This window comes from Rhodococcus sp. IEGM 1330 (assembly GCF_033142445.1).
GTDB lineage: Bacteria > Actinomycetota > Actinomycetes > Mycobacteriales > Mycobacteriaceae > Rhodococcoides.
The window spans coordinates 1-26,365 of record NZ_JAWLSB010000011.1 but is presented as its reverse complement, the minus strand read 5'-3'; the positions used below and the strand labels follow the sequence as shown (position 1 = coordinate 26,365).

At 65.4% G+C, this 26,365-nt stretch carries 21 protein-coding genes and 1 pseudogene; 4 read left to right on the top strand and 18 right to left on the bottom strand.

Going from position 1 to position 26,365, the window contains the following annotated elements:
* Positions 1-46: 46 nt before the first annotated feature.
* From R4P57_RS22205 to R4P57_RS22165, 9 genes are all read right to left on the bottom strand, one after another.
* The gene (locus R4P57_RS22205) at positions 47-1,789 is read right to left on the bottom strand and encodes a cation acetate symporter (RefSeq protein WP_317805024.1); all 1,743 of its coding nucleotides are present in this window, start codon (positions 1,787-1,789) and stop codon (positions 47-49) included.
* Between the two features lie 6 nt (positions 1,790-1,795).
* On the bottom strand, positions 1,796-2,101 hold the full coding sequence (locus R4P57_RS22200; protein WP_411742419.1) for a hypothetical protein: 306 nt from the start codon (positions 2,099-2,101) through the stop codon (positions 1,796-1,798).
* A 67-nt stretch (positions 2,102-2,168) separates the two neighbouring features.
* Complete coding sequence (locus R4P57_RS22195) at positions 2,169-2,972, bottom strand: LytTR family DNA-binding domain-containing protein (protein WP_317805022.1); 804 nt, start codon at positions 2,970-2,972, stop codon at positions 2,169-2,171.
* Complete coding sequence (locus tag R4P57_RS22190; RefSeq protein ID WP_317805021.1) at positions 2,969-4,141, bottom strand: sensor histidine kinase; 1,173 nt, start codon at positions 4,139-4,141, stop codon at positions 2,969-2,971. The genes R4P57_RS22195 and R4P57_RS22190 overlap by 4 nt, the downstream gene beginning before the upstream one ends.
* Positions 4,138-5,319, bottom strand: a complete 1,182-nt coding sequence (locus tag R4P57_RS22185; RefSeq protein ID WP_317805020.1) for an alpha/beta hydrolase — start codon at positions 5,317-5,319, stop codon at positions 4,138-4,140. Before R4P57_RS22185 ends, R4P57_RS22190 begins: the two co-directional genes overlap by 4 nt.
* Before the next feature lie 13 nt (positions 5,320-5,332).
* Positions 5,333-6,961, bottom strand: a complete 1,629-nt coding sequence (locus tag R4P57_RS22180; protein ID WP_317805019.1) for a Na+/H+ antiporter — start codon at positions 6,959-6,961, stop codon at positions 5,333-5,335.
* Positions 6,962-7,038: 77 nt separating this feature from the next.
* Entirely contained in the window at positions 7,039-7,227 is a 189-nt protein-coding gene (locus R4P57_RS22175; RefSeq protein ID WP_317805018.1) for an antitoxin, read from the bottom strand.
* A gap of 42 nt (positions 7,228-7,269) precedes the next feature.
* A complete protein-coding gene (locus tag R4P57_RS22170) occupies positions 7,270-9,666 on the bottom strand; it encodes an HAD-IC family P-type ATPase (protein ID WP_317805017.1) in 2,397 nt (798 codons plus the stop codon).
* A gap of 57 nt (positions 9,667-9,723) precedes the next feature.
* Positions 9,724-10,848, bottom strand: a complete 1,125-nt coding sequence (locus R4P57_RS22165; protein ID WP_411742418.1) for an MBL fold metallo-hydrolase — start codon at positions 10,846-10,848, stop codon at positions 9,724-9,726.
* A gap of 85 nt (positions 10,849-10,933) precedes the next feature.
* Here R4P57_RS22165 and htpG point away from each other — a divergent pair, with 85 nt between their 5' ends.
* Positions 10,934-12,859, top strand: coding sequence for a molecular chaperone HtpG (htpG, locus tag R4P57_RS22160; RefSeq protein WP_317805015.1), 1,926 nt, complete (start codon positions 10,934-10,936; stop codon positions 12,857-12,859).
* Positions 12,860-12,922: 63 nt separating this feature from the next.
* Here the strand turns inward: htpG and R4P57_RS22155 are convergent, their stop codons facing one another.
* The 4 genes from R4P57_RS22155 to shbA all read right to left on the bottom strand — a co-directional run bounded on the left by R4P57_RS22155 (position 12,923) and on the right by shbA (position 17,551).
* Positions 12,923-14,569, bottom strand: coding sequence for a hypothetical protein (locus R4P57_RS22155; RefSeq protein ID WP_317805014.1), 1,647 nt, complete (start codon positions 14,567-14,569; stop codon positions 12,923-12,925).
* Positions 14,570-14,632: 63 nt separating this feature from the next.
* A complete protein-coding gene (locus R4P57_RS22150) occupies positions 14,633-15,955 on the bottom strand; it encodes a methyltransferase (protein WP_317805013.1) in 1,323 nt (440 codons plus the stop codon).
* Positions 15,952-16,926: a hypothetical protein gene (locus R4P57_RS22145; protein WP_317805012.1), complete on the bottom strand. Its 975-nt coding sequence runs from the start codon at positions 16,924-16,926 to the stop codon at positions 15,952-15,954. Before R4P57_RS22145 ends, R4P57_RS22150 begins: the two co-directional genes overlap by 4 nt.
* Positions 16,927-16,969: 43 nt before the next feature.
* Positions 16,970-17,551, bottom strand: a complete 582-nt coding sequence (shbA, locus tag R4P57_RS22140; protein ID WP_317805011.1) for an RNA polymerase sigma factor ShbA — start codon at positions 17,549-17,551, stop codon at positions 16,970-16,972.
* Positions 17,552-17,752: 201 nt separating this feature from the next.
* Between shbA and R4P57_RS22135 the strand changes: the two are divergent.
* Positions 17,753-18,711, top strand: a pseudogene (locus R4P57_RS22135) (alpha/beta fold hydrolase).
* A gap of 63 nt (positions 18,712-18,774) precedes the next feature.
* Here the strand turns inward: R4P57_RS22135 and R4P57_RS22130 are convergent.
* The 3 genes from R4P57_RS22130 to R4P57_RS22120 all read right to left on the bottom strand — a co-directional run bounded on the left by R4P57_RS22130 (position 18,775) and on the right by R4P57_RS22120 (position 21,704).
* Positions 18,775-19,449, bottom strand: a complete 675-nt coding sequence (locus R4P57_RS22130; RefSeq protein WP_317805009.1) for a hypothetical protein — start codon at positions 19,447-19,449, stop codon at positions 18,775-18,777.
* Positions 19,450-19,641: 192 nt separating this feature from the next.
* The gene (locus R4P57_RS22125; RefSeq protein WP_317805177.1) at positions 19,642-20,976 is read right to left on the bottom strand and encodes an ammonium transporter; all 1,335 of its coding nucleotides are present in this window, start codon (positions 20,974-20,976) and stop codon (positions 19,642-19,644) included.
* A complete protein-coding gene (locus R4P57_RS22120; protein WP_317805008.1) occupies positions 20,973-21,704 on the bottom strand; it encodes an enoyl-CoA hydratase in 732 nt (243 codons plus the stop codon). Before R4P57_RS22120 ends, R4P57_RS22125 begins: the two co-directional genes overlap by 4 nt.
* A 62-nt stretch (positions 21,705-21,766) precedes the next feature.
* On the opposite strand from R4P57_RS22120, the gene R4P57_RS22115 reads away from it, so the two are divergent.
* On the top strand, positions 21,767-22,834 hold the full coding sequence (locus tag R4P57_RS22115; protein ID WP_317805007.1) for an NAD(P)-binding domain-containing protein: 1,068 nt from the start codon (positions 21,767-21,769) through the stop codon (positions 22,832-22,834).
* Here R4P57_RS22115 and R4P57_RS22110 read toward each other — a convergent pair.
* Together R4P57_RS22110 and R4P57_RS22105 are read right to left on the bottom strand one after the other, a co-directional pair.
* Positions 22,831-23,652: a uroporphyrinogen-III synthase gene (locus tag R4P57_RS22110; RefSeq protein ID WP_317805006.1), complete on the bottom strand. Its 822-nt coding sequence runs from the start codon at positions 23,650-23,652 to the stop codon at positions 22,831-22,833. The genes R4P57_RS22115 and R4P57_RS22110 overlap by 4 nt on opposite strands.
* A 63-nt stretch (positions 23,653-23,715) precedes the next feature.
* The gene (locus R4P57_RS22105) at positions 23,716-24,564 is read right to left on the bottom strand and encodes an aldo/keto reductase (protein WP_317805005.1); all 849 of its coding nucleotides are present in this window, start codon (positions 24,562-24,564) and stop codon (positions 23,716-23,718) included.
* A 57-nt stretch (positions 24,565-24,621) separates the two neighbouring features.
* Between R4P57_RS22105 and R4P57_RS22100 the strand changes: the two genes are divergently transcribed.
* Complete coding sequence (locus tag R4P57_RS22100; RefSeq protein WP_317805004.1) at positions 24,622-26,253, top strand: ABC-F family ATP-binding cassette domain-containing protein; 1,632 nt, start codon at positions 24,622-24,624, stop codon at positions 26,251-26,253.
* Positions 26,254-26,365 lie beyond the last annotated feature (112 nt).

Sequence of the window (26,365 nt, the reverse complement as noted above, 5' to 3'; positions counted from 1 at the left end):
GAATGACCAACGAGTGGAGTGAAGCCTGCGGAATGACCCAGTGATCTCAGAGCTCGCGCTCTCGGTCTTTCCCCATGTCGAGGCCCTCGGGGAGGTGCAGTCGCGCAAAGATGCGAGAGATGTCCGACGGCACGGTGCGCCGAGTGGCGAGGCTGACCGCGATCATCGACGCGAATGCCACGGGAACGCTGACGGCGGCGGGGTAGCCGAGTATCGCTGCCGGCCATCCGCCGAGCACGCCGTCGGAGATGGGGGTGACCACGGAGATCGACGCGGCGACGAGTGAGAGGCCGCCGCCGAGGAGCAGTCCGGTTGCCGCTCCGGCTGCGGTGAGCCCGCGCCACCAGATGCCCAGCACCAGCAGGGGGCACAGGGTGGATGCGGCGACGGCGAAGACGAGCCCGACGGTGCGCGAGAGGTCGAGTGAGACAACGCCGATCGACAGCGCCAGCGGCACGGCCCCGGCGAGGATCGCAGCGACGCGGAAGTCACGGACCTTGCCCGAGAGGACGTCGGTACTGAGCACACCGGCGATGCTGACCAGCAGGCCCGACGAGGTGGACAGGAAGGCGGCGATTGCTCCGGCGGCCACCAGTGCGGCTAGCAGTTGGCCCGGTATTCCGGACAGCACCGAGCCGGGCAGCAGCAGTACCGCTGCGTCGGATGCTCCGGTGATCAGCAGTTGCGGCACGTACAGCCGGGCGAAGACGCCGAGCACCGTCGGGAACAGGTAGAACATGCCGAGCAACGCCAGGACGGTGAGCGAGGTCAGTCGCGCCGCTCGGCCGTCCGGGTTGGTGTAGAACCGCACCAGGACGTGCGGCAGTCCGAGGGTTCCGAGGAACGTGGCCAGGATCAGCGAGTACACCTGATACAGCGGATGGGCCCCGCCCAGTCCCCCGCCGGGCATCGCCCACGCCCGGTCGGTGGTCGGCGCTCCCGCGACGACGGGAACGGGCGACCCGGCGTCCAGTGTCAGCAACGTACCCGAGCCGAGTCGGTGTTCGCCTGCGTCCAGCAGGACTCGCCCGTCGACGCTCTCGTCGTCGAGGGTTCCCGTCACGGCGACGACGATCGGCGAATCCACCTGTACGAGAACATCGGTGGTGATGTCGACGACGGTCTGTTCGGTCACGGTCGGTGGGGCCGGGCTGCCGACACTGCGCTCGTCGGCGAAGAAATACACGGCGAGGACCAACGCGGGGATGGCAATCGCAGTCAGTTTGAGCCAGTACTGGAATGCCTGCACGAAGGTGATGGAGCGCATGCCACCGCCGACGACGTTCGCAATGACGATCAGCCCGACCGCCAGGGCGCCGACCCAGCCGGGCACTCCGAGCAGAATGTTCAGGGTCAGGCCTGCGCCCTGGAATTGCGGCACCAGATACAGCGCGCAGATGACCACAACCACCAGCATCGCCACGGTTCGCAACCATGGTGCGCCGAGCCGGAATTCGACGAAATCGGGCACCGTGTACGCGCCGCTCCGGCGCAGCGGTGCGGCGACGAACAGCAGCAGACCCAGGTAGCCCGCGGTGAAGCCGACGGGATACCACAGCGCGTCGGCTCCGTATTTCGCGATCAGCCCGGCGACACCGAGAAACGATGCAGCAGAGAGATATTCACCGCTGATAGCGGCGGCATTCCAGCGTGGACCGACGGAGCGCGATGCCACCAGAAAGTCCGAGGTGGTGCGCGCCAACCGAACTCCGTAGATGCCGATACCGACGGTGGCCACGGCTGCGAAGAGCAGCGCGATCACCGTCGCGATCGGAATGGATCCGTTCACGTGCGCCTAGTCCTCGACCAGGCCGACGAACTCGGCCTCGTTGCGCTCGGCTCGGCGCACGTACGCCCAGCCGACACCGAACAGCAACGGATAGATCGCCACCCCCAGCACCAGCCACGGGAACCCGATACCGAACAGTGTCACGTCGGTGAAACGTGCAAGCAGCATGCCCAGCAACGGAATTGCGAAAAGTACAGACAGCGTCATCATCGCGAGCCGCACCGAGAGCAGCAGCTGAGCCCGGACGAGGCTGCGCACCAGGGCGTCACCGACCTCGGTTTGCTCCTGCACTTCGACGCGGGTCCGCACCATCCGTGCGCCGCGACGTTGCGAGAGCACCACCCGCTGCCGGTGCGGCTGGCTCACTGCGGATTCCTCGTCACCGAGACGACCACGATTGCAGCGGACCCCGGACCAGTCTGTCCTTGAGTTCTCTGGCGTGCCGTCGGCTCACCGGCAGTTCGCAGGCCGCGAGGTTTCCGCTGGCCCGCAGACACACCACCAGACCCGAACCGACGCTACGGATCCCCGTGACCAACCGCAGCGAGACCAGGTAGGAGCGGTGCACGCGGAGGAATCCGGCATCGGCCCAGCGACTTTCGAGGGCCGAGATCGGTATGCGCACGAGATGAGAGCCGGTACCGGTATGCAATCTCGCGTAGTCGCCGTCGGCCTCCACCCACGCGACCGACGACCGGTGCACCAAGGTGGTGGTTCCGCCGAGTTCGACGGGGATGACCTCGTCGGCCGAGGTGTCCGCGGACTGCGCGGGTCGACGCCGCGCGAGCAGCACCCGGCGCAGTGCCTCGGTGAGCCGATCCTCTCGCAACGGCTTGAGCAGGTAGTCGACGGCACCGAGATCGAAGGCGGCCAGTGCCCGGTCGTCGTGGGCGGTGACGAACACGACGGCGGGTGGCCGCGCGAATGCCGACAGGATGCCTGCCAGTTCGAGACCGTCGAGCCCGGGCATGTTGATGTCGAGGAATACTGCGTCCACCACTGGCTGCGCGGAGGTCTGTTGAAGCTGCCGTAGTGCGGTGGTGGCGTCCTGCGCTGTGAACACCTCGGCGACGGTGTCCTGCTGGCGCAGCAGAAAGGCGAGTTCGTCCAGTGCCGGGCGCTCGTCGTCGACGGCGAGGACGATCAATCCACGGCCGGGGGCGGCGTTGGCAGCCTGCGTCATGCCCGCACACCCGGCCTGAATTTGGGCACCCGCATGCTCACTTTGGTGCCTGCGCCCGGTGCGGTGTCCACTACGAGACCGTAGTCGTTTCCGAAGGCTGCCCGCAGCCGATCGTCCACGTTCGCCAATCCGACATGGGCTGCGTCCTCGGTGTGCAGACTTCCCGAGCGCAACACATCGGGATCCATCCCCACCCCGTCGTCCTCGATACTGATCACTGCATCGGTTCCCTCGTCGGCGGCGATGATCGTCACGCGGCCGCCGTCGGCCTTACCGGACAGGCCGTGCCGGACGGCGTTCTCCACTAGCGGTTGCAGCGCGAGAAACGGCAGCGCGACGCCCAACACCTCGGGCGCGACCTGCAACGTGACCTGCAGGGAATCACCGAAGCGGGCGCGTTCGAGCGTCAGGTACCGATCGATGTTGCGTAGCTCGTCCGCGAGCACCGTGAACTCACCCGCGTTGCGGAACGAGTATCGGGTGAAGTCGGCGAACTCGAGCACCAGCTCCCGCGCCCGATCCGGGTCGGTGCGCACGAACGAGGCGATCGTGCCGAGTGCGTTGTAGATGAAGTGCGGGCTGATCTGTGCGCGCAGGGCCCGCACCTCGGCGCGGTCCAACCGCGCCCGGGAGGCATCGAGTTCGGCGAGCTCGATCTGACCGCAGGCGTAGCGCGCGACCTCCGCGATGGCCCCGAGCATGCCCGGACCGGGCTCGGCGACGACAGCGGCCCCCAACACCCCGACCACCGGAGACTCGTCGACGACCAACGGCTGCACCACCAACGCTCTGACCTCGTGGATCGAACCGAGCGGCAGACGCACCAGGACGCGCCGCTGCCCGTCCACCGCCCGCCTCGCCGCCTCGACGAAGGCAGGCGTCAGCTCGTCCCACGGGCCGTCCCAGGCCAGCAGCGAACCGTCGGGATCGCAGATGCCCAGTGCGTCCGCACCCGTCAGTACCCGCAGATGCGGCGCGGCCGCGGCGGCCGAACGAGTGTCGAGACCGTCGCGCAACGGCTTGGCCGCCAGCGAGGCGGTATGCAGGGTGGCGTGGACCGCCCGCTCGGCAGGTGTGGTCAGATCCCGTCGACCGCGCAGACTGATCACGGCGATCACCGAGACGATCACGGCCACGATCACCGCCATCGTTGCCAGTGCCGCGGTCATCGCGCGCACGTGGTCGAGGTGGGCACGTTCAGGAAGCGTTCGACGAGCCAGTCGACTCCGATGCCGTTGGCGGCCAGTTCGGCATGACCCTGCTCCGGTTCGGAGCGAAGCTCGACGTCGTCGCCCAGTGCGCAGGCCTCGGCTACCGCGTCGCGGGTCCACCGGGGATCGATGAGGTCGTCACGTTCGCCGACCAGAACCATCAGCGGTACTCCGGTGCGGGAAGTCGGTACCGCCACCGATGCGAGCCACTGCATCATCCGATCCGACGCCTCCTCGGTGTCCGGGAGAGCATCGGCCGGATCGAGGACGGCTCCGGCGTCGGCCTTGGAGAAGCCGAGCAGGTCACTGCAGGCGGTCAATGCGGTCACGTTGTCGGCGAACGTGCCGCGTATGTAGTCCGAGCGTTCGGCACTCGGATCCACGGCGTGCAGACCCTCGTAGAGATACGGCACCAGCAGTTGACGCGGCACTGTCTGCTCGGTCTCGGGCGCGAAGTATCGCGTCAGATCGGCCACGGGCGACAGCGCCGCGGCACCGACCAGTTGCAAACCGTCGCCGTAGTCGCCACTGAGCTCGGCTGCCGCCCAGACCGCTTGTCCGCCTTGGGAGGTGCCCACTGCGCCCCACCTGGTGCCGACGTCGGGAACCACGTTGCGGGCCGCGCGCACCGCGTCGATTACGTCGTACGCTGCGGCGTCCCGGTCGAGGTAGGCGGGATCTCCCGGCGTCCCGAGGCCCTGGTAGTCCGTCACCACGACCACTGTGCCGCGTTCCAGGAACGGCGTCACCAGGCCGATGGTGCCCAACAGGTTCGGGTACAGCGAGGGCGCACACTCGTCGGTGACGCCGGTGGTTCCGTGCCCGACGGAGACGATCGGCCAGCCTCCCGGCGGCGCAGACCCCTTGGGCACGAACACCGTTCCCGAGGTTTCCGTGCCGCTCCCGGTGACCCCGTCGGTGGTGCGGTAGACGATTTTGGTGGCGGTCCCGCCGAGGTAGGCGACACCGATGTCGACCTGTCCGAGCAGCATCGACGACACGATCTCACCCCGTTCGAGGCCTTCGGGTGCCGCGACTCCAGAGGGGGCGGGGCCGACGGGTTCGGCGGTGGGAGTGCTGCACGCGGCAAGGGCGAACACCAGTGCCGCGGCGGCCACCGGTCCGGTCGACCTCACTGTCTCTGCGCTCCTACGGTGTACGTCGTGCGATGCGAGCCTCCGCCGCAATTTCTTCCACGTCCAAGCCATTCAACACTGCTCGCAGCGCTTCGTCTTCCAACTCCCCCGAGTCGCGGGCCGCGATGAGCGCCGCCCGCTGCGCGACCAGCACGTTGTGCCGCAGCGAATCGAACAGCGCCCCTGCAGCCGCGATCCGCTTCTCGCGATCCTCGGTCTCGTCGGCGTCCAACCGAGCGCGCACCGAGCGTCGGACGCGCTCGATCACCTCCTCGACGCGCTCGCTGTCCACTCCGGCAATCCCGTCCTTCGCCGCGCGCTGGAGGTAGTCCTCGGCCGCTGTGCGGGCAATGGCCTGCGAGAGCAGCCGCTGATTGTCGTTGCGCTGCTGCTCGAGTGGATCTGCGACGTCGAGGCGACGGATCAACAGCGGAAGCGTCAGACCCTGCAGCAGCAACGTACCGACGGCGACGACGAAGGCCACGGCCTGAATCACGGCGCGCCCGGGGAATTCGTCACCGAGCACCGTGGTCAGCGGCACACCGGCCGCTGCAGCGAGCGTGACCACCCCACGCATGCCCGCCCACGAGAGCACCAAGTTCTGCTGCCACGTCAGACCGGCTTCGCCTCGCGACGATCGCCGGAACAGCCTGCGAAGCACTATGTTTCGACCGGAATTGACGAAGATCCACGCTGGGCGGACGGCCATGACCACCACGAGCACCAGCAGCGCATAGGCGAACACGTGGTGGACCGGCAACCCCTCACGCTGGACTTCTTCGATGACGAACTTCAGCTGTAAACCCATGTAGGCGAACACGAATGCTTCGAGCAGAAGATCCAGCGTCGGCCACACCTGCCGTTCCTGAACCCGGGTGGAGACCGACACGTCGGCGGTGACGCGGCCCAACACGAAACCTGCGGTGACGACGGCAAGCACACCGGAGGCATGCAACTCCTCGGCCGCCAGATACGCCGTGAACGGCAGCACCAGACCGAGCACCGTCTCCAGCGCCGAGTCCGCGATGCGATTGCGGACGAACCGCACGATGCGAGCCAGGACCAGCCCCACGAGAACGCCGCCCGCGATCTCGTACAGGAAGAACAGCACCGGTGAACCCAGTTCGATCCGACTTCCCGTCACCGACGCCACGGCCAGGGTGAACAGAGTCAACGCGGCCGCGTCGTTCACCAGAGACTCGCCGGTGAGGATGGCCATCATCCGAGCAGGCAGGCCGAGCTTGCGGCCGACAGAGACCGCGGACACGGCGTCGGGCGGGGCAACGACGGCACCGAGGACCAGCGCCGCACCCAGGGTCAGTTCCGGGATCAAGAGATTCGCGAACCAGCCGACCACGAACGTCGTCACGATCACCATGACCAATCCGAGCCGGAGTATCTGGCCGAGGTTGCGCCGGAACGTCACGAACGAGAAATCCAACGCGGCGGAGTACAGCAGCGGCGGAAGCACCACGCCGAGGATCAGCTCGGGCGAGAGACTGACGTGCGGCACTCCGGGAACGAACGAGGCAATGGATCCGACGGTGACCAGCACGAGCGGGACCTGCAGATCGATGCGCCTGGCGAAACCGGCGACCGCGATCGCGAAGATGACTACGAGAAGAAGAATCGGTCCGTCCACCCCGACGATTGTGCCGTCAGCCGCACCCGGGGGTACGACCGACGGCCACGATCACCGATGCGGGAGACCGAAAGGTCCTACTTGTCCGGAATCGCCTTCTTGACTGCGTCCTGAACCTTGTCGACCTTGTCTGCGTACTTGCCGCCGGTCTTGTTGTCGATGAAGTCCCCCGCCTTCTCCACAACGTCGTCGATCTTGTCCGAGTTCTCGGCCGCAAGGTCCTTGCCCTTGTCGACGATGCCCTTCAAATTGTCTGCGAAGCCCATGAAACTCTCCTGCCGGTCGGGTGCAACGGAACACCCGAAAGCCTACGTTTTGTTCTGCCGATTGCGTAGAGCAGTGCCGATCCTGTTCGACACCTCGACGAGCGCGATGCCGATACCGCCGATGATCAATGCACTGGTGGTGGCTCCGACATTGGACGGGTCGAGCTTGAAGAAGGTGCGGCAGAACGGGATTGCGAACAGCAGCAGGTAGCCACCGACCGACCCACCGAGCAGCAGGATCTTCCACCAGTTGTAGGGCCGCGCGACGACGGCCAACACCCACAGCGCGATCATGATCAGGGTGATCAGCGCGGTGGTACTGGCCTGCGTCACCTGGGTCTCGGTGGCGTTCGGGCCGGCGTAGACCAGCAGGTAAGAGACGAACGTACACGAGCCGACGATCAAACCGGACGGGACGGCCAGCCGCATCACCCGCGAGACGAATCCACTGCGCGCCCGCTCGTTGTTGGGCGCGAGCGAGAGGACGAACGCGGGGATTCCGATGGTGAACCACGCCGCGATCGTCACGTGCCGTGGCAGGAACGGATACGGAATGGGCTCGAAGTGGAAGATCTGAGAGAGCACCCCCGAGAGCCCGATGAGGAACGCCAGCAGTACCGAGTACACCGTCTTGGTGAGGAACAGATTGGAGACGCGTTCGATGTTGCCGATGACGCGCCGCCCCTCCCCCACTACGTAGGGCAACGTGGCGAACTTGTTGTCCAACAACACGATCTGCGCGACGGCACGCGTTGCCGCACTCCCCGAACCCATCGAGACCCCGATATCGGCGTCCTTGAGAGCGAGCACATCGTTGACACCGTCACCGGTCATCGCAACGGTGTGACCACGAGATTGCAACGCGCCCACCATCGCCCGCTTCTGATCCGGCCGGACGCGCCCGAACGTGGAGGAGTTCGCCACGGCGTCGGCCAGTTCCTCGGAATCCTCGGGTAGCTCGCGCGCATCTATCGGGGCATCGCCACCCGGCAGGCCGAGTGAACCCGCGACCGCCCCGACCGAGACGGCATTGTCGCCGGAGATGACCTTGACCTCGACGTGCTGGCTTGCGAAGTACTCCAGCGTGTCTCGGGCATCCTCGCGCACCTTCTGCTCGAGAATCACCAGTGCACGCGGTGTCACCACGCCGGGTGCCTCGTCGTCGTCGACCGATCGGTCCGAGCTGGCGAGCAACAACACCCGGAGGCCACGCGAGCCCGTCTCTTCGGCGCGACGAGCGATGTCGGAGGAGGCGTCGAGCAGCACATCCGGGGCACCGAGCAGCCAGTGCCCGTGCTCACCGTAGGACAGTCCGCTCCACTTCTTGGCCGAGGAGAACGGTGCAACCGCCGTCTGCGTCCACCCGGGCGCGTCCGGATACGCCTCACCGACGGCCTGCACACTCGCGTTCGGCCGCGGATCGTCGTGGGCCAGGGACGCGAGAGCCTGTGTGGCGGAATCGGAATCGTGCTCGTCGATCAGCACCAACTCGGACAGCCGCATGCCGTTCTCGGTGAGGGTGCCGGTCTTGTCCGCACACACCACGTCGACGCGGGCGAGGCCTTCGATCGCAGGCAGCTCCTGCACCAGACACTGCCGTTGACCGAGCCGGACCACGCCCACCGCGAACGCGATCGACGTCATCAGCACCAGACCTTCGGGGACCATCGGGACGAGCGCAGCGACCATGCCGTTGAGCGCAGGACCCAAAGCCTGCCCGCTGGAGAACAATTGGTTGTAGATGATCAGCGCACCGGCGGGAATCATCAGGTACGTGATGAATTTCAGGATCTTGTCGATACCGCTGCGCAGTTCGGACTTGACCAGCGTGAACTTGCTGGCCTCCTCGGCGAGCTTGGCTGCATAGGCGTCGCGCCCCACCTTCGTCGCGCGATATGCACCGCTGCCCGAGACGACGAAACTTCCCGAAAGCACCTGCGCTGCCTGAAGTTTGTGCACCGTGTCGGCCTCACCGGTGAGCAACGACTCGTCGATCTCGAGGCTTGCGGTCTCGATCACCTCACCGTCGACGACGATCTGATCCCCTGGTCCTAGTTCGACGACGTCACCGAGCACGACCTCGTCGGGCGGGATCTGCTTCGAGGTGCCGTCGCGTCGCACCTGGGGCTTGTTCTGTCCGACGATGGCCAGCCGATCCAATGTGCGCTTCGCGCGGATCTCCTGGACGATGCCGATGCCACTGTTCGCGACGATCAGCAGCCCGAACATGCCGTCGATCACCGAGCCGGTCGAGAGCACGATGATCAACAGCACACCGAGAATCGCGTTGATTCGAGTGAACACGTTGCCGCGGACGATGTCGCGAACAGACCGAGAAGCGCGGGCCGGAACGTCGTTCGATTTTCCCTCGGCCCTGAGCGTGGCCACTTCCGCCTCGGTCAGCCCGGTGTCACGCTGCGCATCGGCGTCGATAGACATGCGTGCAGCCTATTGGGTCGTTCCTGCAGGCTCCACTCCTGCCTAAACCCGGTTCGATCAGCCCAGCCGGGCCCACCAACGATCGTCGTGCAGCGTTCGTGTGCCGTCTATTCGTTGCCCCGGCATCGGCACCGCCACCTGAACTCCGACGTCCTTGGCGGCGGCGTGCAGTCGCACTATCGGCTCCGACCAGGGGTGGAAGGCGAGGTTGAACGTGGCCCAGTGAATCGGGACGAAGATGCCCGACACCGTCAGATCGATGTGCGCCGTGACTGCTTCCTCGGGGTTCATGTGGATGTCCGGCCACCGAACGTCGTAGGCCCCGACGGGCAGCAGGGTCAGGTCGAAGGGGCCGTAGTTGCTGCCGATCTCGGCGAACTTCGGTGTGTAGCCGGTGTCGCCGCCGAAGAAGACGCGTCGAACCGGACCGGCGAACGCCCAGGATGCCCACTGCGTCGAGTCCCGGGTCAGGCCGCGGCCGGAGAAGTGCCGAGCCTCGGTGCACGTGACGGTGAGACCACCGAGGGCCGTCTGCTCGTCCCAGTCCAGCTCGATGATGCGATCTTCGGGCACCCGCCACTTACGCAGGTGAGCGCCGATGCCGAGCGGCACGACGAACGGGGCCGACTGCGTGCTCGCCAGCTTCTGCACCGTCGCCTTGTCCAGGTGGTCGTAATGGTCGTGGGAGATGACGATGGCGTCGACCTGCGGCAGATCGGTCAGACCGACCGGTGTCGGATGCAGGCGCGCCGGCCCCACCACCGAGGACGGCGAGACCCGATTGCTCCACACCGGATCGGCGAGGACGCGATAGCCGTCGACCTCCACGAGCACACTCGAGTGTCCGTACCAGGTGACCGCGAGCTCGCCCGCGTCCACGGGAGCGATCGGCGGTGCCATCGGAATCGGGCGTTGCGGCCGGCCCTTCGTGCGTTCGGTGAAGAGCGAGACGAGGATGTTCTTCTGCCCCTTCTCACCGCGGCCCGGTACGAAACTCGAACTCGGGTCGGAGTTGTGGAATCGGCGATCACGATAGCGCGGCGACCCGGCCGCGTAGGGACTGATGTGTACGCGTCTGGCACCGATCGCCGACGGCAGCCCCCACGTCGCGCGCGCCAACCATGCACCGCTCAACGCTGCGGCGGCTCCCAGTACGAACTTCGTCTTCGTCACGGGCCCCAGAGTAGGCGGCGCCGACGTCTTCGCAGCTCACCCGTAGCCTTGCCGTAGAATATTCGCGTCGGTTTTGCTGCTAGAAGGGGAGACATTGAGTACCGAACAGCTCGAATTCCAGGCGGAGACGCGTCAGCTCCTGGATCTGATGGTGCATTCCATCTACTCCAACAAGGACAGCTTTCTCCGTGAACTGATCTCCAACTCCTCGGACGCGCTGGACAAGCTGCGCCTGGAGTCGTACCGCAACAAGGACCTGGACGTCGACGTCTCGGATCTGCACATCGAGATCGACATCGACGCCGCAGCCCGCACGCTGACCATCCGCGACAACGGCATCGGCATGTCGCGCGCCGAGGTCATCGACCTGATCGGCACGCTGGCCAAGTCCGGCACCGCGGAGGTTCGCAAGAAGCTCAAGGAAGCCAAGGATGCTGCGGCCTCCGAGGAGCTGATCGGCCAGTTCGGCATCGGCTTCTACTCCACGTTCATGGTGGCCGAGAAGGTCACGCTGCTCACCCGTAAGGCCGGGGAGAGCACGGCCACCCGCTGGGAGTCCACCGGCGAAGGAACCTACGAGATCACCGACGTCGACGACGCCCCACAGGGCTCGTCGGTGACGCTGGCGCTCAAGCCCGCCGACGAGGAGGACCACCTCCACGACTACGCGTCCGAACGCAAGATCAAGGAACTGGTCAAGAAGTACTCCGACTTCATCGCCTGGCCCATTCGCATCGACGTCGAGAAGCGCGTCAAGAGTGAAGAGGAAGGCGACGAGGACACCGTCACGATCGAGACGGAGACGATCAACTCGCAGAAGGCGCTGTGGACTCGCTCCAAGGACGATGTGTCCGAGGAGGAATACAAGGAGTTCTACAAGCACGTCAGCCACGCCTGGGACGAGCCGCTCGAGGTCATCCCGTTCAAGGCCGAGGGCACGTTCGAATACCAAGCGCTGCTGTTCATTCCGTCGCAGGCACCGTTCGACCTGTTCATGCGCGAGAGCAAGGCGGGCGTGCACCTGTACGTCAAGCGCGTGTTCATCATGGACGACTCGCAGGAACTGCTGCCCGAGTACCTGCGGTTCGTCAAGGGTGTCGTCGACGCAGCGGACCTCTCGCTCAACGTCTCTCGCGAAATCCTGCAGCAGGACCGACAGATCCGTGCGATCCGTCGACGCCTCACCAAGAAGGTGCTCTCCACGGTCAAGGAACTGCAGAGCGAGCAGCCCGACAAGTACAAGACGCTGTGGTCGCAGTTCGGCACGGTCCTCAAGGAGGGCCTGATCTCCGACGGCGACAACCGCGAAACCCTGTTGGGCATCGCGTCGTTCGCGTCCACCAATTCCGAGGAGGGCGTGACCACCCTCGCCGAGTACGTGGACCGGATGAAAGACGGCCAGCAGCAGATCTACTACATGACGGGCGAATCCCGCCAGCAGATCGAGAGCTCGCCGCACATGGAGGCATTCAAGGCTCGCGGGCTCGAGGTGCTGCTGCTCACCGATTCGGTCGACGAGGTGTGGGTCGGCAACGTGACCGACTTCGACGGAAAGTCGTTCCAGTCCATCGCCAAGGGCGAGGTGGACCTCGACACCGAAGAGGAGAAGAAGGAGTCCGAGGCCAAGCGCGAAGAGCAGGACAAGGAGTTCGCCGACCTGCTCACGTGGCTGACCGAGACACTCGGCGAGGACGTCAAGGAGGTGCGCCTGTCGACGCGCCTGACGACGTCACCGGCCTGCGTGGTGGGCGACGAGTTCAGCTTCTCCCCGCAGCTCGAGAAGATGTACAAGGCCTCGGGACAATTCGTGCCGACCTCCAAGCGGATCCTCGAACTCAACCCCACCCATGATCTGGTGACGGGATTGAAGAAGGCCCGCGAGGATCGCAGCGACGACCCGCACCTCGCCGAGACTGCTGAATTGCTCTATGCGACGGCACTTCTCGCCGAGGGAACCGAGCTCAAGGACCCGGCGAAGTTCTCCAAGCTCCTCGCCGATCGGTTGACGCGCACCATCTGAGCGGCTTCGCCGCATGTGAGTGGAACTTCGTAGTGGGCTACGAAGTTCCACTCACATCCGCACTCACTGCGGAGGCAGGATGTGCTCACCCGTCTTGTCGGTACTCAGCGACAGTGAACTGATGTACTGCTTCTCACCGTTGGGCCCGGGCACGTTCGACGCGATCATGTCGGGTCGCTCGAATTCCATGCCGCTGACGTGGCACAGCAGGGTGACGTCGGTCGGATTCCCGTGCTCGTCGAACATCGGAATATCGATGCCGTCATCGGTGCGTCGCAGGTAGTACTTGCCCTTGGTCGCCACCGCCAGGATGGGCGGAAGAACGAGTGCGAGAACGAGAGCCACGATCGGCGAGTACGGCTTGATCGCAGATCCGAATGCGCCGAAGAACACCAGGATCGACAGGATCGCCGACGCCGCCATCGACCCGAAGCCGACGGGATTGATGTTGTAGAGCATGCCGCGTCGGAACTCGGGCACCTTGGGCGAGAGCTTGAGGATGTACTTGTTGAAGACGATGTCCGAGGCCACCACAGCGATCCACGCGATGCCGCAGTTGGCGTAGAAGCCGAGGATGCTGTTGAGGAAGCTGAACATGTTGGCTTCCATCAGGACCAGCGCGATCGCGAGATTGAACAGCACGAACACCATGCGACCCGGGTAGGTCTTGGTGATGCGGGTGTAGGAGTTGGTCCATGCCAGCGACCCGGAGTACGCGTTGGTGACATTGATCTTGATCTGGCTGATGACGACCAGGATCACCGCGAGCGTCATGGCGAGCCAGCCGGGCATGAAGTTCTCGTAGATCTCGAGGAACTGGTGCACCGGCTCGTTGGCAATCGTGGATCCGTCGACGACGTTGGCGATGAGGTACACGGCGAGGAACAGGCCGACGACCTGCTTGAGGGCACCGAAGATGACCCAGCCCGGTCCGGCGAGAATGACTGCGGTCCACCAGCGCCGCTTGTTCTCCGGCGTCTTGGGCGGCATGAACCGGAGGTAGTCGATCTGTTCGGCGATCTGGGCGATGAGCGAGAGACAGACGCCTGCAGCCAACATCACCGAGCCGAGGTTGACGCCCTTACCTGCTTCGCCATCGGCTCCGCCGTAGGCCATGAACTGCCCGACCGAGTCGGGATTGCTGACCACCAGATAGACGAAGGGCAGCACCATCAGCACCAGCCACAGCGGGGTGGTCCAGACCTGAAGCTTGGCAAGGGCTTTCATTCCGTAGATGACCAGCGGAATCACCATGATCGTGGACACCGCGTACCCGATGGGCAACGGGATGCCCAAGCCGAGTTCGAGTCCCTGCGCCATGATCGAACCCTCGAGCGCGAAGAAGATGAACGTGAACGTCGCGAAGATGACGTTGGTGACCACCGACCCGTAGTACCCGAAGCCGCTTCCGCGCGTGATCAAGTCGAGATCGATGTTGTAGCGAGCAGCGTAGTAGGCGAGCGGAAGTCCGGTCAGGAAGATCACCACGGCGAACACCAGGATGCCCCAGAGTGCGTTGCCTGTTCCGTAGGAGATTCCTATGTTGGCACCGATGGCGAAGTCCGCGAGATACGCGATACCGCCGAGCGCGGACGTCGCGACAACACCGGTTCCCCATTTACGGTAGCTACGCGGCGCGAAGCGCAGCGTGTAATCCTCGAGCGTCTCTTTGAGCGCGGTGTCTGTCGGCGCTGGCTGTACGGCGGTCATGGGTCAACAACCTAGAACCGCCACGTTGCAACGATGTCTTGGAAAGATGTAGCTGGTGTTACTTCACTCCGACGATTCGGACATCCGGCGCGGAATCGAGCGGGGAGCGCCGCCACACGCGTCGGTCACCAGCGCGATGACGCTCGCCAGCACCGGAGCCCGCATCACCCAACCCACCAGGGCCCAGCCCAGACCCAGGTGCTCGAGCGCGCACCCGACGGCGCGGGTGCCGTCGGCGACAACGCGACCGTCGGCGCTCTCGTATCGAATGCGGCGCAGCTCGTCGGGATGATTCTCTGCGGCCGCCACGACCAGTTCGGTCGACGTCCTTCGCTCGAACCACGGCCCGACGGCACTGCACGGATCGCAGGTGACCGATGCGTACAGCGTGCCCGACGCTCGATCCGCGGTCGGGTGCCATCGCGGGAACCAGTCGTGCACGGTGGATCGATAGTCGATCCACGGCTGTCCGAATCGTGACTGCAGGTGGCCCTTTTCGTTCCACGCCGCGATTCCGCTGCTGAAGGCGACGCCCGTCAGCGCGGCCAGGAGCAGAACGAGTTCGCCGGTCAGCAGAGCCGCCAGTGCCAGGATCAGTACGGCGCACAGCTGCATCGGATTGGCCAGGTACGCATAGGGACCCGAGACGACGAGCCTGCCGGGCGGGTCCCACGGAAACGGGGTACCGCCGCCGATGGCGGCGAAATCCCACACAGCTCGTAATGCGACGATGCCGACCAACACGATCAGCTGCATCGTCACCGAATCCAACGGGCCCCCGCTACCGTTCGACACTTCGGCCCACGACCTTCCGGTCGCCTCGAACGCGACGGAGGGGATCACAAAGAGCAGCAACGACGCGAACAGCACCATCTGCAGTACCACTCGCACGCGCAGCGCTCGCCGAGACACCGTCAGCATGCCCAGAGCCGTTGCAGGAACAAGACATACGAGAACCGCGAGCAGTTCGCCCCACCACCACGACGGCGTCAGGACCACCAGAGGCTCGAGACTACCCATCACCAGAACGTCGGCCGCGACCAGAACCGCGACGATCGGCAGCGGATTCACCCAGCGAGACAACAGGATCGGTACGGCTCCCCACAGCAGCGCCCACCCGAGGATCACGTCGACCGGGACGTCGGACCACGCCAGGCCCTCGGTTCCGAAACTCCACCAGTCGAGCCGAACCGCAAGCGCATTGATCGGCAGCAGGCTCACCGCACTCCACAGCAACCCCAGCACCGCGGCACCGCGCACCCGAACATCCGCCCCTTCGGTCCACAGCTCAGCGATCCAGAGCACGGCGACCGAGACCAGCGGCACCATCAGCACCGCCGAGCGCAGCACGGCGATGTCGAGACCGGTCTGCATCGTTGCGTTCACGCCTGCAGGTCGAGTGAATCCAGTAGATAGCCGGCGGCCCGCTCGGCCACCACGCTCTCGATGGGACCGAAGTACCAGGCGGGTGCGAGCTCGCGATCGAAGTTCAGCGTCCACGTCACCGCGGTACGGCCGTCACCCTGCTCGGCCCAGTCGATGTCGACCGTCTTCCAGGTCAGCCACGACGCCAGCGGGGTCGTATCGGAGACCACGCGCAGCCGAACCGACGTCGCGTCCTGCTCGACCACCTCGAGCGTCAGCTCCGACGACTGCTCGCCCCAGTGATGCGTCGACAGCAACGCAGGGCGGTGGTGCGCGCCCGCGAATTCGATGACGCGCCTGTCCCCGACACGCGAGCCCTCGACCTCGTCGTGCATCGGTTCGGGAAATCCCCAGGACAGGATGCCCGACGGCTCGACGTCGTGAAACCGCAACGGCGAGCCGACGGCCCGAGCCACGTCCGCGGACGAGGCGTCGAACACGCGGGTGGAGGACACCGTCGAATCCGACGGAAGGGTGGTTGCGGGCAGCACGCCCTCGGAGGCCATGACCAACAGCAGTACCGGGAGAACCGCCACCTGCAGCGTGCCACCACCGGCCTGCCTACGCACGTACGCGACAACGGCCGCGACGAGAATGGCCACCGAGTAGAACAGGGGTGCCGCGAAGATGACGCAGATGAAGCCTTCACCGAGCACGATCATCGACAGCAACAGGCACACCGTCACCACCTTGACCGTCGTACCGATCACATTCCCCCACGGAGCGGAGAGCACGACGACGATGGCGAGTACGGCGGGAATTCCGACGTAGAACGCGGCGGTCTGGTCCTGGCCGGTTTCCTGCAGAATTTTCCGAACGATCACGGCCGCGGCGAAGGCGACCACGATGGCGGCCAACACCCACTGCTGACGGTTGGGCCGATGAGGTTGCAGCGGAACGAAATCTGGATCGGATCCCCCGGTGCCGGTCATCCTGACAGTTCAGCACACTCCCGACGCCCGAGTGCAGGGAACGTCAGGCGACTGCGCGCGCCGCCAGCAGCGAGAAGTTCGACAGCTCGGCGCGAAGCATGTTCATCGCGCGATGCTGGGCCACTCGCACGGCCCCGGCCGTCATTCCGAGCGCTTCGCCGGTTTGCGGTGCCGTCATGCCCCACACGACTCGCATCAGGATGATCTTGCGGTATTTCGTCGGCAGGGTGTCCATCAATGCCTGGGTGTGGCTGCGCAATTCGTCGCCGAGCGCGAGCTGCTCCGGCCCGGCATCGGTGGATTCTTCCTCGGGCATCTCGTCTATCGAGAACGACTGTCGCAGAACAGATTTACGACCGGCGTCGGCAAGCTTGTGAGCAGCGATCCCGTACACGAAAGCCATGAAGGGCTTGCCCATGTCGCGGTATTTGGGAACGGCGGTGACCAGTGCGAGGCAGACCTCCTGCACCACATCGTCCGCGGCGACGTCGAGATTTCCGATCCGGGCGGCGCAGTAGCGGCGAACCGGTGGCTGGATCAGCACCAGCACCTGTTCGAGGGCGAGTCGATCTCCCGCTACGGCGCGGGGAACAACATCCTCGAGCCTGTCCATGCCGAAACTCATGGCTGATCTCCTCACTGGCAACGCGCGTCCTCTCCTGAACGCTCACCAGTACTTCGGTGCCGGTTCCCACCCGGCTTGGTCCGAGCGGGTACCACACCGCCAGAAAATTGTGATTCAGGTAACACGGTGTGTCGAGGAAGCGAAGTACCGGACAACACCGTCGTCGCAGCACGTGACACTCACACCCGCGGAGCGCCGCCCATGAATACCAACGAGATCACCAGCGAGCAGACCCATCAGGTCGGTCGCCGCAGCACCGTAGCTGCCGGCGACGGCACCGCGCTGGCGGTTCGGGAGTTCGGGCATCCGAATGCGCCGCTGACCGCGGTGTTCGTGCACGGACACTGCCTGCGGATGCAGTCGTGGACCGACCTTCGTAGACAGGTGGAGCACACCTGGGGAGACGACGTGCGGATAGTGATGTACGACCACCGCGGGCACGGGGAGTCGAGTGCGGCCGCGCCGGAGAGCTGCACCATCGAACGACTCGGCGAGGACCTGGCCGACGTCATCCGCGCGGTGGTCCCGTCGGGACCGTTCGTCGTCGTCGGCCATTCGATGGGGGGAATGACGGCGCTGTCCTACGCCCGTCAGAACCCGGAGGCCATCGGCACGCGCCTGATCGGAGTCGGTCTGATCGCGACGTCGGCGGGTGGGATCACCGACGACGGGCTCGGCAGTTGCCTCGCGCATCCCGCGGTGTCGGTATTCCAGGCCGCTGTTCGACGGGCCCCTCGACTGATGTCGGGTGCCAAGAGACTCAGTCGCGGCGTGTGTACACCCATCGTCAGGACTGCGGGATGCGGATCCCGAAGAGTCAGCCCTAGGGTGGTGACGCTGGCGACGGCGATGCTGGGTGAGACGTCCATCGTGACGATGGCCGGCTTCCTCGGGGCGTTTCGAGGACTCGACGAGGTGGCAGGCCTGGCCGCGCTCGCCTCGATTCCCACCCTCGTACTCTGCGGCTCCGACGACATGATGACTCCGATGCGACACTCGGAAACCCTGCCGCACATCTGCCCGAAGCTCGCCTGGTACGAGTCGCTCAGGCCGGGCACATGGTGATTCTGGAACGAGCCCACGAGGTGGCCGAGGCCATCGTCGAACTCGTGACGGCAGCCCGGCGGGCTCACGTGGGGGATCTCGCCCTGGCACGCTAGACCTTTCGACGACTGTGGCCCGCACCGGATATCCGATGCGGGCCACAGCTCTACTGTCGAGAATTACTTCTTGACGGCGGGGGGAGCGTTGAGGAGCTGGACGAACGGTGCAGCGTTGCTGGCGATGGCGGACAGGCCACCCACAGCGGTGCCGGCGAGCGACGCGGTCGAGCCGAGAAGCAACGCGCCACCGATGCAGCCTGCAATGGTTCCCGGTCCGAACAGCACAACCGTCGGAGCCGAAACTACGCCCATCGCAAGTGCTCCGAGGACGCAGCCGCCCACGAGACCGGTTGCAGCGCCGAGGAATCCGCCGACCGAAGCAGACAGTGCGAGGTTGTCCTTGACGCCCGCGACAGCGGCGGGCAGATCGACCTGCTGCAGGCCGGGAAGGGAGGTCGAGACCGGGGTTGCCGCGGCAGGCGAGACATCGGCGGTCAGGGTGGCGTGGTTACCGTCGATCACGGCGGCGACGGGGTGCGAGAATCCGTCGGCGGCAATGGCCAGCGGAACCGAATCGACCAGTGCGCCATTGGCGTCACGGACCACGAGGTGGTTGTCTTCGTTGCTCAGGGTGCCGGCCGTCGTGTCGACGAGGACCTGGTTGCCGGCCTGAGTGACGTTCCACCCGACGGCAGCGGCGGGAGCCGGTGCCGGATCCGCATAGGCGGTGCCCATGGCGGTCGTCATCGCTGCAATGACCAATGCGGACGTTGCCGCGAATCGAGTCAGCTTCATGTTCCTCAGTCTTTCGTCGTGTCCATCACTCGATGCCGAGCAGCGAAAAACTATGGCAGCGACAAGCGGGTGAAGCGAACCGAAGATGAACGAACAGGGTCGATCCGAACAACGATCGATCGCATCAACCCGAAAGGGACAGAACGACTTTCAACGACCGATCGGTTTCCAAAGGGCGCGTACGGGTTGTCCCTACTTACCGAAAAGACCAGGCTTGTTGCTGCCTCCGTGGCCCACTCCGAAGTCGTAGGCGGACTCGGCATGCTCGTGCTCGTCGAGGCCGTCGGCTTCGTGCTGCGCATCGGCGCGCACTCCCATGACCGCCTTGATCGCGAACGCGATGCCGGTGGTGACCACGCCGCAGTAGGCGAACACCGCCACCACCGCGATCGCCTGCACCCACAGCTGATGCAGCCCACCTCCGTAGAACAGACCGTCCACGCCTGCCGGCATCTGCGAACTGGCCACGAGCCCGATCATCAGCGTGCCGACGATGCCGCCGACGAGGTGCACACCCACGACGTCGAGCGAATCGTCGTATCCGAAGCGGTATTTGAGGCCGATGGCCAGGGCGCACAACGCACCCGACACGATGCCGATCGCCGCGGCACCTATCGGGGTGACCGCCGCACACGAGGGAGTGATGGCCACCAGCCCGGCCACGACGCCCGAGGCCGCGCCGAACGACGTCGCATGACCGTCCCGCCACTTCTCGACGACGAGCCACGCGGCCATGGACATGGCACCGGCACCCATCGTATTCACCAGGGCCACGGCGGCGACGCCGTCCGCGGCCAACGACGATCCCGCGTTGAAACCGAACCAGCCGAACCACAGCAATCCGGCACCGAGCATCACGGCCGGAAGGTTGTGTGGGCGCATGGGATCCCGCGGCCAACCTCGACGCTTACCGACCACCAGCGCGAGCACGAGGCCGGCAACTCCGGCATTGATCTCCACCGCGGTGCCGCCGGCGAAGTCGACCGCGCCCAGCCGGTTGGTGATCCACCCACCGAATTCACTCGTGAGCCCGTCGAGCGAGAAAACCCAGTGCGCCACCGGGAAATAGACCAGTGTGGACCACAACGCCGCGAACAGTACCCAGGGCACGAAGCGCATTCGGTCTGCGACCGCGCCGGAGATCAACGCCACCGTCACCATGGCGAACCCGGCTTGGAATGCTGCGAACACCAGCGCCGGAACGGTTCCCACCAACGGAATCGACACCGCTCCCCCGGCCGAGGTGTACACCCCGCCCAGCAGACCCTCGAAACCGGCGTACTGCAGCGGGTTTCCGATCCACCCGCCGATCACGTTGTCGCCGAACACCATAGAGAATCCGAACGCCAACCACAGCAGCCACACCACTGCGATCGCCGACAAACTCATCATCATCATGTTCAGCACACTCTTCGAGCGCACCATCCCGCCGTAGAAGAATGCCAGGCCGGGCGTCATCAGCAACACCAGCGCAGTGCTGGTCAGCAACCACGCCGTATCGCCCGCATCGGGCGCGCCGTCGATCACCTGCCCACGAACTTCGGCGTGCGCTTCTCGGTACGTGCCCGGCGCGCTTCCTTCATGTCCTCGCTGCTCCACGCGGCCTCGAACGCTGCGGCCTGTTCCGGCGTCGGAACATCGTGTGCTCCATCATCGTTGAAGACGAGCTTGAGGTGACGCAACGCCAAGGGTGCGAGTTCGGTGATGGACTGTGCCCACTGCGTCGCGACGCCCCGGTCGCCGAGTCTGTTGGCCAGCCCGCACATGTGGGCCTGCTCGGCATGCACCCGTTCCCCGCCGATCAGAATCGTGCGCGCCACTCCCCCGCCCGCGAGCGCGGCCAACCGCTTGATGGTCCAGTTGCTCACCGCGATACCGAGGCGGGTCGACGGAATCTCGAAGAAGCTGCCCGGCGCAACGACCCGCAGATCGCAGGCGATGGCCAACTGCGTCCCCGCACCCACGGCCGGGCCGTTGATCGCAGCCACGACCGGAATCGAGACACGTTCGATTGCCGTCAGCATCTCCTCGAGGATCTGCCCGAAATGCTCGGGAAACGCATCACCGGTCAGATCCGCGCCCGCGCAGAAGCTGGTTCCCTGGCCTGTGATGACCACGACCCGAGCGCCGTCACGCTCGACTTGTTCGACTGCGCGATGCACCGCGAGGCACAACTCGGAGTTCAACGCGTTCCGTCGATCCGGGCGCTGCAGTTCGATGGTGACGACGTCGCCGTCACGAGAGAGTCCGATCACGAGAGCAGAGGTTACCCACCAGTACAGAAATTGACAGTGCGGGGCCTGATCTACTGGTCTCCATGATCGACACTCGGGTCGCCGTCATCGGTGCAGGCCAAGCCGGACTCTCGGCCGGCTATCACCTGCATCGCGCGGGCCTGACCGCCGGTGAGGGGTTCGTGATGGTGGACCGATCGCCCGGCCCGGGTGGCGCGTGGCAGTTCCGCTGGCCCTCGCTGACGCTGAGCACCGTCAACGGCGTACACGACCTGCCCGGAATGGCGTTCACCGACACCCTCGGTGACGAGCCTGCCGAGACCATCGCGGCCGCAGACGCCGTCCCCCGCTACTACCGCGCCTACGAGGACCGCTTCGAACTGCATGTTCGACGCCCCGTCACGGTGACCGTCGTGTGCGATCGAGAACCCCGATTCCGGGTCGAAGCCGGCGAGACCGTCGTCATGGCGGAGGGGCTGATCAATGCGACCGGGACGTGGGAGAAGCCGTTCGTTCCGCACTACGACGGAGCCGAGACGTTTGCAGGCAGGCAACTGCACACCAAGGACTACCGGACGGCCGACGAGTTCGCAGGCAAGCACGTCGTCGTGGTGGGCGGCGGCATCTCGGCCGTCCAACTGCTCGACGAAATCTCGCAGGTCACGACCACGACCTGGGTGACGCGTCGACCACCGGTGTTTCGGGACAGCGAATTCGATCACGATGCCGGACGCAAGGCCGTCGCGATGGTCGAAGAACGTGTGCGGGCCGGCCTGCCACCCGGCTCGGTCGTCTCGGTGACGGGGCTGCTGCTGACGCCGTCGTTGGCTGCCGCCCAGAAACGCGGCGCGCTCGAACGGAAGCCGATGTTCTCGTCCATCACGGAAAATTCCGTGGTCTGGGAGGACGGGTCGAGTCAGCACGCCGATGTGATTCTGTGGGCCACCGGTTTTCGGAGCGCCCTCGACCACCTCGCGCCGCTGCGCCTGCGCGGGCACGGCGGCGGAATCGTCATGGACGGCCGACTCACCACCCGCGTGGCCGCGAACCACTGCGTCCATCTGCTCGGCTACGGGCCGTCCGCCAGCACGATCGGGGCGAACCGAGCCGGACGAGCCGCGGTTGCCGAACTGCTCGAGACTCTGAATTAACCGAGCTGCTCGGCCACGAACTTCGCCAGCGCGCCCAGTCGCGCCCGGCTCGGCATCGAGGTCGGAACACCCAACGCATCCAACGGCGCCGACGTCACCGGCCCGACGCAGATCGCGGCCACAGGGCCTCGAAGTGCGTCGAGGAAAGCGTCGAGCAAGCCGTTGTCCTTCGCGGTCGAGAGCAAGGACGCCACCGCGGGGGCGCTGGTGAACGTCACCGCGTCGACCCGACGGTCGATGATCTGCCCCAACAAATCGATGAGCGGAGCCTGATCCACCGGGCGGATCCACCGGTACACCGGAACCGGTCGAACCTGTGCGCCGAGTTCGCTCAGTGCATCGCTGAGATGGATCGTCGGCTCCCACTCGGTGATCACCCCGTGCAGCTGAACCGCGATGTCCACGCCGTCAACACCCTCGGCATCGAGATGATCGGAGACTTCCTGCGAGGCCTCGGTGGCCGGGGACCACTCGTCCCGTAGCCCGGCACCACGAATGGCACCGCGCGCCTTGGGCCCTCGGGCGATGATCCGCGAACGACCAAGCGCAGCAACGAGATCCTCGCGGATGCCCCAGTCGGCGGCTGCGTCGAGCCAGCCCCGAAAACCGATGCCGGTACTGATCACCACGATCTGCGGAGGGCGCTCGACGATGCCCTCGGTGGTCGACTTCAGCTCGGAGTCGTCGATCAGGGGCAGAACGTGAATCGCCGCGGCGTGAACTATGTTCGCGCCGCGGCGTTCGAGCATGGTGGCCAATTCGTCTGCACGTCGCTCGGCGGTGAGGGCAACGGTCTTGCCGTCGAGCGAATCGGACATGGGTACAGACTAGGCCCCCCATGTGCGTGGAACTTCGTAGTGGGCTACGAAGTTCCGCTCACATCAGCTGCTGAACTTGTCCGGGTCCGGGCCGGTGCGGCCGTCTGCGGAGTCCAGCGCATTGATCTGCTGAATTTCGTCGTTGCTGAGCTCGAAGCCGAACACGTCGAAGTTGCTGGCGATGCGCTTCGGGGTCACCGACTTGGGGATCACCACGTTGCCGAGCTGGATGTGCCAGCGCAGGATGACCTGGGCCGGAGTGACACCGTGAGCGTCGCCGATGGTCGCGAAGACCGGCTCGTCGAGGATGGTGCCCGAGCCGAGCGGGCTCCAGGCCTCGGTGGCGATGCCCTTCGAGGTGTGGAACGCGCGCAGTTCCTCCTGGATCAGCCGCGGATGCAGCTCGATCTGGTTGACCGACGGCACCTCGCCGACGGCGTCGATCAGCTTCTCCAGGGTGGGAATGGTGAAGTTGGAGACGCCGATGGATCCGATACGGCCGTCCGCCTTGAGCTTCTGGAACGCCTTGAAGGTGTCGATGTACTTGTCGCGGTCGAGCTGCTGCCAGTGAATGAGGTACAGGTCGAGGTACTCGAGTCCGAGGCGATCCATGCTGGCGTCGAACGCCTTCAACGTGGAGTCGTAGCCCTGGTCGTCGTTCCACAGCTTGGTGGTCACGAACAGCTCGTCACGGGCGATGCCGGAGTCTGCGATGGCCCGGCCGGTGCCGGTTTCGTTCTCGTACACCTTGGCGGTGTCGATGCTGCGGTAGCCGACCTTCAATGCCTCGGTCACTGCGGCCTGGGCACCGTCGTCGGGCACCTGCCACACACCGAACCCCAGCTGGGGAATGGACGTGCCGTCGTTGAGCACGATGGTCGGGACAGTACTGGTCTCGGCTGAATACGTCATACGAATGGCAACGGACGGTGGGGGGAATCTGTTCCCGTCCCCGGGGATACTGGTCCGGTGACCGCAACGCTTCGTATCGATGATCTCGCCGCTTTTCACGGCGATCGAACCCTGTTCTCCGGCCTGGATCTGACGGTGGCCGAGGGTGATGTGATCGGGCTCGTCGGGGCCAACGGTGCAGGCAAATCGACTCTGTTGACGCTGCTCGCGGGTGTGGGGACGGCCGATCACGAGGGTGAGATCTACACCAGCCCGCCCGACGCGACCGTCGGCTATCTGGCGCAGGAGCCCGAGCGAATCGCCGGGGAGACCGTGCTGGATTTTCTGGGTCGACGTACCGGGGTCACGTCGGCTGAGGCAGCGATGAACGCGGCTGCCGAGGCGTTGGGTTCGAGCGACGAAGACCTCTACACCCCGGCGCTGGAGAAGTGGCTGGCGCTCGGCGGCGCGGATCTGGCGGAGCGAACGGCGAAAGTGCTCGCGGATCTGGGCCTGGGCGTCGACGGCAGCGCATTCATGACGGATCTCTCGGGTGGGCAGGCGGCCCGAGCGGGGCTCGCCGCGATTCTGCTCGCTCGCTACGACATCCTGCTGCTCGACGAGCCGACCAACGACCTCGATCTGGCGGGCCTCGAGCAACTGGAGCAGTTCGTCGTGGCGACGCGTTCGGCGATCGTCGTCGTCAGTCACGATCGTGAGTTTCTGGCGCGAACGGTGACGGGCGTCGTCGAGCTCGATCGGGCGCAACGTCGCATCGATGTGTACGACGGCAACTACCAGTCGTATCTGGCGGAGCGAGAGATCGCGCGCCAACATGCTCGGGAGAAATACGACGAGTTCGCAGACACCAAGTCCGCGTTGGAGTCTCGGGCGCAGATGCAGCGGAACTGGATGGAGTCGGGGGTACGCAATGCGCGACGCAAGGCCACCGACAACGACAAGATCGCCCGCAAGACACGCGCCGAATCGACCGAGAAGCAGGCCGCGAAAGCCCGTCAGACGCAACGCCGTATCGAGCGGCTCGAGGTGGTGGAAGAACCGCGCAAGGAGTGGGAACTGCGGATGGAGATTGCCGCGGCTCCCCGTAGCGGGACCGTCGTCTCGGTGTTGGGTGGCGCTCTCGTGCGGCGATCCGGGTTCACGTTCGGACCGGTGACGACGCAGATCGACTGGGGCGATCGAATTCTGATCACCGGGCCCAACGGCTCCGGCAAGACGACGTTGCTGTCGGTTCTGCTGGGCAGGCTCAGCCCGGACGAAGGCACAGCCTCGCTTGGTTCCGGAGTCGCCGTCGGCGAAATCGACCAGGCACGAGCACATTTCGTCGGTGAGGGCACAGTGTCCGATGCCCTGAGTGCCGCGGTTCCCGAGTGGCCCGACGCCGAAGTCCGCACGCTGCTGGCCAAGTTCGGCCTACGCGGCGACGACGCACTGCGGCCGGCGTCCTCACTCTCGCCCGGTGAACGAACCCGCGCAGCACTCGCGTTGCTACAGGCCCGCGGAGTCAATCTGCTGGTGCTGGACGAGCCGACCAACCACCTCGACCTGCCTGCCATCGAACAACTCGAACGCGCAATGGAGAACTTCGAGGGAACGCTGTTGCTGGTGACGCACGACCGCAGAATGCTCGATACGGTCCGCAGCACGAGGCACTGGACGATGACCGCCGGGCAGCTGTCGGAACTGTAGTCACGGTGATCGGAATCGGGTGCAGCTGACCGCGGTGACCCTCTTTGCCAGGCTGCTTGTGAGTCGAGATCAAGTAGCGGAGGAGAGTCGTGATGACAGTCGATGTGGGGTT

Coding starts and splice junctions, on each gene's coding strand:
- R4P57_RS22200 (WP_411742419.1), bottom strand. CDS start 2,101: ATGGTGCGGACCCGCGTCGAAGTGCAGGAGCAAACCGAGGTCGGTGAC.
- R4P57_RS22195 (WP_317805022.1), bottom strand. CDS start 2,972: ATGACGCAGGCTGCCAACGCCGCCCCCGGCCGTGGATTGATCGTCCTC.
- R4P57_RS22190 (WP_317805021.1), bottom strand. CDS start 4,141: ATGACCGCGGCACTGGCAACGATGGCGGTGATCGTGGCCGTGATCGTC.
- R4P57_RS22175 (WP_317805018.1), bottom strand. CDS start 7,227: ATGGGCTTCGCAGACAATTTGAAGGGCATCGTCGACAAGGGCAAGGAC.
- R4P57_RS22170 (WP_317805017.1), bottom strand. CDS start 9,666: ATGTCTATCGACGCCGATGCGCAGCGTGACACCGGGCTGACCGAGGCG.
- R4P57_RS22155 (WP_317805014.1), bottom strand. CDS start 14,569: ATGACCGCCGTACAGCCAGCGCCGACAGACACCGCGCTCAAAGAGACG.
- R4P57_RS22145 (WP_317805012.1), bottom strand. CDS start 16,926: ATGACCGGCACCGGGGGATCCGATCCAGATTTCGTTCCGCTGCAACCT.
- shbA (WP_317805011.1), bottom strand. CDS start 17,551: ATGAGTTTCGGCATGGACAGGCTCGAGGATGTTGTTCCCCGCGCCGTA.
- R4P57_RS22130 (WP_317805009.1), bottom strand. CDS start 19,449: ATGAAGCTGACTCGATTCGCGGCAACGTCCGCATTGGTCATTGCAGCG.
- R4P57_RS22115 (WP_317805007.1), top strand. CDS start 21,767: ATGATCGACACTCGGGTCGCCGTCATCGGTGCAGGCCAAGCCGGACTC.
- R4P57_RS22110 (WP_317805006.1), bottom strand. CDS start 23,652: ATGTCCGATTCGCTCGACGGCAAGACCGTTGCCCTCACCGCCGAGCGA.
- R4P57_RS22105 (WP_317805005.1), bottom strand. CDS start 24,564: ATGACGTATTCAGCCGAGACCAGTACTGTCCCGACCATCGTGCTCAAC.